The 752-nt window shown below is 73.0% G+C and carries 1 protein-coding gene; it reads left to right on the top strand.

What is annotated here, in order from left to right; translation table 11 throughout:
- Positions 1–133: 133 nt before the first annotated feature.
- Positions 134–752 (top strand): Gfo/Idh/MocA family oxidoreductase (locus DSP71_RS09440; RefSeq protein WP_181800709.1); only part of this gene is annotated, 619 nt, incomplete at its 3' end.

Genomic DNA, 752 nt, shown 5'->3' with positions numbered 1-752 from the left:
CCCCGCATCGCGCGGCGGGCACGCATCAGGGGCGGCTGCGTCAGGGACGGATCGTCGTCGACGAGGTCGAGGCCTTCGCCGCGGGGCGTCCCCTCGCGCACACCATCACCCGCGACCAGCTGTCTTCGATGGCATGAGCGGCACGCCGCTGCGTGTGGCCTTCGCCGGACTCGCGCATTCGCACCCGTACACCGACGCCGCCAACGTGCGAGCGCTCGGGGCCGAGGTGGTCGGCGTGCACGATGCGGACACCGCTGCCGCAGGAGAGTTCGCGGCGCGGTTCGGTGGGGTGGTGGTGGCCTCGCTCGAGGAGCTGGCTGTGCTGCGACCGGACCTCGTCATCGCGACGCCGCGCCCGCATGAGGTCGCGCCTTTCCTGCAGTCTCTCGGCGGCGGGGTCGCTCCGGTGTTCGTGAACAAGGTGATCGCGGCGACGGAGGCTCAGCTCGCCGAGGTCGACCGTGCTCTCGCGGCATCGTCCGTCGCGGTGGGCACCAGCTCGGTGCTGCGCTTCGCCCCCGCGCTCTCCGCCCTTGCCGCGGAGGTCGCGCCCTTCCTGCAGACGCTCGACGACGTGCTCGCGCTCCGTGTGCACGCCCAGCACGACAACGCGGGCTTCCGGGTGCCCGCCCGCTCCTGGCAGGACGATCCGCAGCAGGGTGGGGGGACCGCGGTGACGGTCGGCGTGCATGCCTGGGAGATGGTCGACGTGCTGCTGCCGGGGGCGGCCCTGGTGTCGGGATCCGGGTGGA

The sequence above is a fragment of the Microbacterium sp. H6 genome (assembly GCF_003314775.1).
Lineage (GTDB): Bacteria > Actinomycetota > Actinomycetes > Actinomycetales > Microbacteriaceae > Microbacterium > Microbacterium oxydans.
Note: the sequence above shows the minus strand (reverse complement) of the source record. Positions and strands in the feature narration are given on the sequence as shown.